The organism is Acinetobacter sp. COS3 (assembly GCF_000475335.1).
Classification (GTDB): Bacteria; Pseudomonadota; Gammaproteobacteria; order Pseudomonadales; family Moraxellaceae; genus Acinetobacter; species Acinetobacter venetianus.
Map to the genome: position 1 here is coordinate 197,805 of NZ_AXCD01000001.1, position 8,660 is coordinate 206,464.

At 39.1% G+C, this 8,660-nt stretch carries 6 protein-coding genes; 1 reads left to right on the top strand and 5 read right to left on the bottom strand.

All coding sequences use genetic code 11. The features are described 5' to 3' along the window. Window positions 1–70: 70 nt before the first annotated feature. Both IO68_RS18260 and IO68_RS18265 read right to left on the bottom strand, forming a co-directional pair. Entirely contained in the window at window positions 71–1,309 is a 1,239-nt protein-coding gene (locus tag IO68_RS18260; RefSeq protein WP_023012439.1) for a putative solute-binding protein, read from the bottom strand. A gap of 160 nt (window positions 1,310–1,469) precedes the next feature. Next, window positions 1,470–4,187, bottom strand: a complete 2,718-nt coding sequence (locus IO68_RS18265; protein ID WP_023012440.1) for a heavy metal translocating P-type ATPase — start codon at window positions 4,185–4,187, stop codon at window positions 1,470–1,472. Between the two features lie 97 nt (window positions 4,188–4,284). Here IO68_RS18265 and IO68_RS18270 point away from each other — a divergent pair, with 97 nt between their 5' ends. Next, window positions 4,285–4,683, top strand: a complete 399-nt coding sequence (locus IO68_RS18270) for a MerR family transcriptional regulator (RefSeq protein ID WP_023012441.1) — start codon at window positions 4,285–4,287, stop codon at window positions 4,681–4,683. A 39-nt stretch (window positions 4,684–4,722) separates the two neighbouring features. On the opposite strand, the gene IO68_RS18275 is transcribed toward IO68_RS18270, so the two are convergent. The 3 genes from IO68_RS18275 to IO68_RS18285 form a co-directional block, all read right to left on the bottom strand. Beyond that, on the bottom strand, window positions 4,723–4,923 hold the full coding sequence (locus IO68_RS18275; RefSeq protein WP_023012442.1) for a hypothetical protein: 201 nt from the start codon (window positions 4,921–4,923) through the stop codon (window positions 4,723–4,725). A gap of 325 nt (window positions 4,924–5,248) precedes the next feature. After that, on the bottom strand, window positions 5,249–6,037 hold the full coding sequence (gene tpgA, locus IO68_RS18280) for a trimeric autotransporter adhesin/peptidogylcan-associated protein TpgA (protein WP_023012443.1): 789 nt from the start codon (window positions 6,035–6,037) through the stop codon (window positions 5,249–5,251). A 60-nt stretch (window positions 6,038–6,097) separates the two neighbouring features. Further along, the coding region (locus IO68_RS18285) for a YadA-like family protein (RefSeq protein ID WP_023012444.1) at window positions 6,098–8,660 on the bottom strand (2,563 nt) is incomplete at its 5' end.

Sequence of the window (8,660 nt, forward strand, 5' to 3'; positions counted from 1 at the left end):
AATTAAGATAAAAAGACAGAATGATTATTTTTCTAAACAATCATTCCATCTTTATAAGCATTTATATTAATCACTCATCTTTTAAAGCACACTCATAATTCGTAGGATCTTGCGAACAACGAATCTGTTTAAGTAGCTTCATCATATCTGGATCATAATAACCTTCTTTGGTCATTTGAATGCGTGCCTCGCGCATTAAGCGCACATAACCCGGCTTATCGCTTTCATTTAAGGTCATCCAATATTTATCAGGGATGCGACCTTCAAGCTTATCCACAAAGTTAAATGCTGGTGTTAATTGTTTTGAAATGATTTCACGGGCGATTGATCCCATCCCAGCAGGAAACTTATTACGATGCATAATTAAGGTTCCAGTGACCTGAATGACTGGAAACTTAATAATTCCACCAACAACTTTACCTGATTTGTCAGTCATACCTCGATGCAGTTCCATCGGTTCAAACAGGATTGCTGGCGCGGCCATAATATCAACTTCTTTATTATTGAATTTTGGCCCGACTGTTAATAAGTCGACTGCAACAGGCTGCGCACCAACATTTTGAACCAGTTTCTTTTGAGTTTCATCGAATTGTAAAACCGCAATCTTCTTGCCTGCTGCCTTTGCCAGTGTATTGATATTACGATCTCCCACCATAATATACGCACCACCTAATGGCACTACACCGACAACCTCAAAATCCTTATTAACCATTTTTTCATCAAACTTTGGGTTGGCTAAAGTTTGAATCACAGCAGTTAATTGTTTATAGGTTTGCACCGCACCAATTGCATCGATACTGCCAACAAACTTATTAAACTGTTTCGCTCTTAAATTACTGATACCTGCGCCATCACAACGTTTGCTACGGAAGTCTTCAGTTAACACACTTTCATTGGTATAAACTTTTAAAGTCACCAAAGTAGACGCTGTTTTTTTGAGTTTCGGATAATCAAAACTCAAATTCATTTGAAGATTAGATGGACGTGTCACATTCATATTCACGCCATACTGCTTTGCAATTCGCACAATACGAGGAATCTCTGTTAAATAGCTAGTCGCCTGCTCAAATGCCTCACCATGTTCGCCACTTGGGGAATACACACATAATGTCACTTGCTTGGGAATTTGATCCCAAACCTTCGGATCATTAAGTAATTTTTTTATTTTATTCTGCGAATAGGTAGAAAGGGTTAGGTCTAATTTCTCTGCGGGTGCTGCATGACCAACATTCATAACAATTAAACTTGATGCAATCACACAAGAAGTCACTAAAGGTTTAATCAACCTTGTAAATTTATTATTTTTCATTTGCCATTCCATCCTTAGCTATTTCCCAATAGTTTTTATTCACGTTAAGGATAAAGCATAAAAATAGAATTGACTGGTTTCATTTTGATGATGTCAATTGAGTCAAAAATAAACGTGGCTCTACTCTCAATTTATGAGAATAGAGCTAAAACAAAAAGGATTATGATTTATTCAATCGCAACGCATTAACTACCACAGATAGCGAACTTAATGACATTGCAACAGCTGCGAACATTGGCGTAAGTAATAAACCAGTGAGTGGATAGAACAAACCTGCGGCAACTGGCACACCTAATCCATTATAAACAAATGAGAACGCAAGGTTCTGCTTCATGTTTTTCACACCAAGTTTTGCCATATGTAAAGCGTGCGCTACGCCTTGTATGTCGCCTTTCACCAACGTCACTTGTGCAGTTTGTTTGGCAATATCTGTTCCTGTGCCCATTGCAATGCCGACATTGGCTTGAGCAAGTGCGGGTGCATCATTGATACCATCTCCAGCCATTGCAACCACTTTACCTTGTGACTGTGCTTGCTTCACAATTTCAAGCTTCTGCTTCGGATCACAATTGCCAAATACCTGTTGAATACCCAGTGCAGCTGCAACCATCTGTGCATTTTTTTCATGGTCACCTGTCGCCATGATCAGGTCGATCCCATCTGCATGAAGTTGATCAATCACGGCTTTGGCATTTTCCTTAATCGCATCATGAATCGAAACATAAGCAATCAATTCTTGTTCAGACATTAGGAAACTAATCACATCACCTTGAGATCGTTTTTGGTCTAGCTCTTGCATCAACTTTTCGCTACTAAACGTTAAACCGAGCTGTTCAACTAATTTTTGGCTACCTATATAGAGTGCCTTACCTTCTATCGTGCCTTTTACACCAAAGCCCGTAACATCTTCAAAATCAGAAACATTCAACAATTGATCTGAATCAACAAGTTTGGTGAGCGTCTGGGCAATTGGATGAGTCGAATATTGTTCGATTGATGCAATCCACAACTCAATCTGACTTTGGCTATACACATTTGATAACGGTTGAATCTCTTTTAAACTTGGCTTGCCCTCAGTCAATGTTCCTGTTTTATCAATGATTAAGGTATTCACCTTGCTCAAAGATTCAATTGCTTCTGCATCTTTAAATAGTACCCCTTTCTGTGCGGCACGCCCCGTTGTCGCCATCACAGACATTGGTGTTGCCAAGCCCAAAGCACACGGACAGGCAATAATCAGTACAGCAACAGCACACATCAATGCCAAATCAAATTGGGCTTTACCAAAAACCATCCAAGCGATAAAAGTCAGCACACTAATACTTAATACAGCGATCACAAAATACTTCGCCACAACATCGGCAATACGCTGTAAAGGCGCTTTGGAGCGTTGTGCATCAGCTACCGTCTGAATCATTTTGGCGAGCGTTGTATTGGTTCCAACTGCCGTAGTTTTAATACGAATCGAACCTTGTTGATTAATCGTACCGCCAATCACTTGATCGTCCTTTTCCTTTTTTACTGGAACAGGTTCACCTGTCATCATCGATTCATCAACATAGGTTTTGCCATCAACCACAAGACCATCCAATGGAATCTGCTCCCCAGAAGAAATCTGTAAAATATCGCCTTGTTTAATCATGGCAATATCGACTTCTTTGACTTGATCATTTTGAACAAGTTTGGCTTTGGCTGGTTGTAAGCGTAACAATGCTTTTAACGAGTTTGCAGTTTGTGAACGCGCTTTAAGCTCTAGAATTTGCCCGAGTAAACTCAATGAAACGATCATACAGGCTGCTTCATAATAAACAGCGACACCATGTCCAGTTTTAGCTTCAACTGGAATGAGTGATGGGAAAATCGTTGCAACCACACTATAAATAAATGCAGCGAGTACACCGACACCAATCAAACTCCACATATTGAGATGTCCAGTTTTATAAGACACCCAGCAGCGCTGTAAAATTGGATAACCTGCCCATAACACTACAGGCAAACTTAAAATCAATTCGATCCACGGTTGAATATGCGGAGAAATAAAAGCATGAATATGCGAACCCATTGCCAAGATCATCACCAACAAACTCAGTGGCAATGTCGTCCAAAAGCGCTTACTAAAATCAACTAATTCAGGATTCGGCCCATCATCTAAAGTAGGTTGCATTGGCTCAAGCGCCATACCACAAATTGGGCACGTACCAGGTCCCTTCTGCACAATTTCAGGGTCCATTGGACAGGTATAATCCATATCCATTGCACCTTCAGGTACAGGACGCTGATCAGGTGGAATAAGATAAAACTCAGGATCATTGTTGAATTTATCCAAACAAGATGGATTACAGAAATAATAAGTTTTATCCTGATACGTTGTTTTTAGATCAGTCGTGGTTTTAACTGACATCCCACAAACAGGATCAATCTCTGTATCTCCATCAGCAACTTGATGTGTATGCCCGCCACCACAACAACTAGATTTTTTTCCTTCAGGTTGCGCTATTTGTGACTTTTTTTCACCTCCACAACATGAACTTTTCTTTTCCTCAGTTGGCTTTGGTTCACAACAAGAAGATTTTTCCACAGATGCAACAACAGGCTGTTCTTTTGACGTTCCGCAGCAACTTGATTGTTTCTGCGGCTTTTCCTCAGCACAGCAAGAAGATGACGTTTTGTCAGTTTGATTTGCTTTTAAATAAGCATCTGGCTGCGCACTAAATTTCTGTTGACAACTTGCTGAGCAAAATAGATATCGAATATCTTGGTAGTCAAAATAATACGATGATGTTTCAGCAACTTGCATACCACATACTGGATCAATATATTCATACACAATCGCTGTTTTATTACCAGAGCAGCATGATGACGTTTTTTGATGTTCCACGACAACACCTATCTTTTCTTTTTGGATAGGTTTAGCATAAAGTCTGTACCTAGGTACAGAGTCAAGCATTATTTTGGCAATCGATGAGGCACAAAAAATGAATATTACTATTGGGAAATTGGCAAAATCCTGCAATATCAATGTTGAAACCATTCGTTATTATCAGCGGATTGGCTTAATGCGGATTCCTGAAAGCACCCAAAGTTATCGTTATTATCATCAACAAGATTTGGAAACATTAAGCTTTATTCAAAAAGCCAAAGATGCTGGATTGCAACTGAATGAAATTAAGGAGTTATTAACCTTAAATTTAGAAGATCGAGTAGAAGTACGTCATGTCATCGAACAGCGATTAAATAAAATTGATGAACGTATTCAAGAGTTACAAGGACTCAAACTACGTCTTTCAACATGGTTAGATGAGTGTAAAACCACTGAAAATGAATGTTGCCCGATTCTGATGGATTTAAAGCAGCAAGCAAGTACGAGCACCTAATTTTTTTGAATTAAGGTGCTCTTGATATATGATATATATTTAAATAAAAGACCAAATGATATTTTCATCTTGGCGTTTTAAAAGAAAGCTCGTCTGCTGATCATCCTCTACAACAATATGATGATTTGAAAACATCTTTACTTTGAGCAAAGTATTATTTTCATAAACCAAATCGTTTTTACCCTCTTTAGTTAAGACAAGCATTTGATCCAATACAACTAAGTTTTTTGAGTCCAACATATCTTTCCCCTTGAAAGCTTCTATAAAAATGAAGCATCGTTGATCAGCTTTTGGAGTCGAGAGAAATGATTCATTCACTCTACTGATGAGATACTTTCTTTAATTATTGAAATACATGAAATTGACATCGAAACATGCTATTTCATAAATGCGGATTTTAGTTTATTTTTTAATCACAAACATCATTATTGTCTAACAGTTCACATATTTTTAAAATTAGCCGACAAAATGCAATTAAATTTAAAATATTGTTCTCAAAAGAAAACCCCATGAGATTTAGATATAAAAAAGGCTACCTCACGGTAGCCTTTTCAAGACAAGTAAATTACCAACTGACATTCACACGTCGATTTGGAGCTAAACAACCAACAAGACGGTTATTAGTTTTGTTACCAGCACATTGTTGGTATAAATCAGTTTGGCTATTGGCTTGGATTTGAATACGATTTACATCAATACCTTCATTTACCAAAAGCTTCGCTACTGTATTCGCTCGCTGTGCTGAAAGTTGATGGTTATATGAAAATTTACCCAATGGATCAGCAAAACCTGCAACTGTAATCGGACCTGTTGAATTACTTTGCTTAATTCGCTCGGCAATTGCCGCCACAGAACTTGAACCTTGTTCGATTGCATTTACATTTGAGCGATCAAATGCAAAGAACACGCTTCCTGATCTTGCTCCAGTTAAATTTGCATCATTTGGTACTTGATTGTTTGCACCCCAAGCCATTAAACCTTCACAAGCCTCTCCTTTCCAGGATAAGCGCTCAGATAGATTTTTTTTATCAAAGTCTACGCGTAACTGGCAACGTAAATAATCTTGGCTATTTGGCTGGCGAATATCTAACACATAGTTCCACGTTTTTACAAAAAATACCCCTTCGCTAAATTGAGGATTGCCCAAAATATATCGAATTTGGTCTTTAGTTAAACCTGTATCTAAGCGTGCAACATTGTCATATTCATAACGCTGTACTTGTTTTAGGTAACTTTTTTCAACCGTAGGAAATTTAATTTCCTCTTGCTGAACAACCACTTCATCATCTGCAATTGCAGTGATTGCTATCGTAGAAACCATCCCAAATACTAATGCTTTTATCATATTTTTCATTTTTTACTCTCTTAATCTGTTGGAAGCTAGGAGAGTCAGATGACTCTCCTCGACAATGAATTAGTCGATTACACCGCTGATACCAATACGTACACTTGGATCACCTTGTGATGCCGCAGCAACACCACCAGTAATAGACCAACGTCCATTGTCAGCAGTTTTACGTAAGGTCACACCCACTGCATTTTCACCACCATGATAAGAAGCACCTGCTGCATACGTATATTTACCTGGTACGAATGGTGCTGCCTCTAAAGCCATTGCCGCCGCAATACCCGCATTCGCACGTTTTTCTACATCATCAATACGTTGGTTTGTTGAGTAGAAAGCTTGCTCTAGACGATTACTTACATTGTCAATTTTGGTATTCAATGCTTGATCTGCTTTATTTAAAGCATCTACTGCACCACCAACATTGTTGTAATCTTTACCACCTACGTTATATGTAGGATTAGTAAAGCTTTGCGTAATATTGTCATACCCAGCTCCACCACCAAGATACTCAGCAATTTTTTGGTTCGTTGTATTCAACTGTGAACCATTTACCGCATCTTTAGAATCTGCTTTGATTGCACCATCTTTAACGCCAGTTACAACACGATCACCATCTTTACCTGCAACATTTACTGTAGTACCACCAGTATCTTTACCAACTGTGATTTCACCATTTGGTGTTTGTTGTTGAACAAGACCAGATTTACCACTGTTGATATTGTCGATATTGGTTTGGATGTTAGAAATATCACTTGTGTTTTGGTTCACTTGTTGTTGAACATTCCACAACTGACCGCCATTCACAGCATCTTTAGAGCCTTGAGCAACTTCACCATCTTTTACATTACTGATGGTTGTGCCATTAGCACCACCTAATGTGATTTTGTCTTTATTTGCGTCATCGTATTTAACCGCATTATTCGCAAGCTCATTAACATTGTTATTTACATTGCTAATCGCTGTGTCTAATTGACCTTTATTCACAGCATCTGTAGCACTCGTACCTGCTGCAACATTGGTAATTTGTTTATTACCTGCATTGATTCCTTGTGTTGTTACACTCGGACCGCCTGCAATCACTAAACCAGTGTTGTTTAATACAACAGCATTATTACCAATGTTAATGCCTGAATTGTTCAGAACAGTATCACCTGCTGCAATAGAATCAACTGTTAAGTCCTTAGCAGTTGAAACTTCATAGTTATCTGAACCATCTGCATTTTTCGTCTTATTCACAACAATGTTTTCACCATTTGACACTGTTGTTTTAGACGTGGTTGCAGCATTGCCAATTGCTTGATCAAGTGCTGTTAATGCATCACCAACGTTAGTTTGAGTACCTTGAGCCACATTATAAGTTGGGCCTGTGATCGTACCATCAGCATTTACCTTCGCATTACCACCAAGGCTGTCTACAAGTGCAGTTTGTGTTTCAACCACTTGATTACCGACAGCTTTCAATTGAGCAACGTTAACTGCATCTGCATCGGCTGTACCAGCCGCAACGCCAGTAATTTGACGGTAGATACCATTTGCAGCATCACCAACTGCGACTGCACCAGTTGTAGATGTAGTGTTGCTAATTGCAGTTTTGTCAGCTGTAGTTGCTGCTGACAATGCATAACCTGCAACACCAGCACCTGTAGTCGCTGCCGAACCCGTACCTAAAACAACTGAACCAGCAACTGTTTGAGTTACATTGTTTCCAAGTACAAAGGTATCGTCTGTCAATACTTGGTTGTTGTTACCCACAGAGTAACTGTTGCTGCCATCAACAATCGTTGGGTCACCAATTGCTCCTGAATGATCCCCATTCACTTTGTTACCAGTACCGATGCTGATAGATTGAGTACCTAATGCTTCTGCACCGTTACCAATCGCAATTGACTGAGCGCCAGCAACTTTCGTGTTGTGACCTAGTGCAACAGAACTATCTGCACCCGCTTCAACGATCGCGTTGACACCAATTGCAGTTGAGTTCAATCCACCTGCACTTGAGTCATTTGTCGTACCTAAATCACCTTTAGAAGTGTCTGCATTGGTATGGAAGAATTTCACACCTTCTGTATTCATCTTCTGAACAGTCTGAGCAATCGTCAAACGATCAGTCGTTTCTTGACCTTGCTTATCATAAGTAAGGAACAATGAGTCCTGATTTTTATTGTCTGGTTGAGTATTTACAACCTGATCAATAATGTTGACTTTATTACCATTACCATCAACAACCTCTGTAATGTTGTTGCTGATCACTTGTTGTAATTGCTCTTCAGTCGCTGCACGGCCTTGTGTCGCAAAATCAGCAGCCGTTAAGTCTTTATTACTTAAGCCTTTGATCGTATTTGTCGTACTATCGATTGCAACGTTTCCAACTGCTAATTGACCAGTTGTTACGCTATCCAAAGTCAGGTCTTTACTTAAAGCAAATGCAACATTATTACCTGTCTTAGTTGCTGTTAAGTTGCTATCTGTTGGATCAGCTACACCGATGTCAACAGTATCACCTGCTTTAATTGCACCTGCATTCGTACCATTGGTTTGTAAGTTGAAACCACCTTTAAGTGTTGTGATTTCATTACCTTGGTTCGCTACAGTCGTATTCAAGGTACTAATGTCTGATGCATTCTTAGTA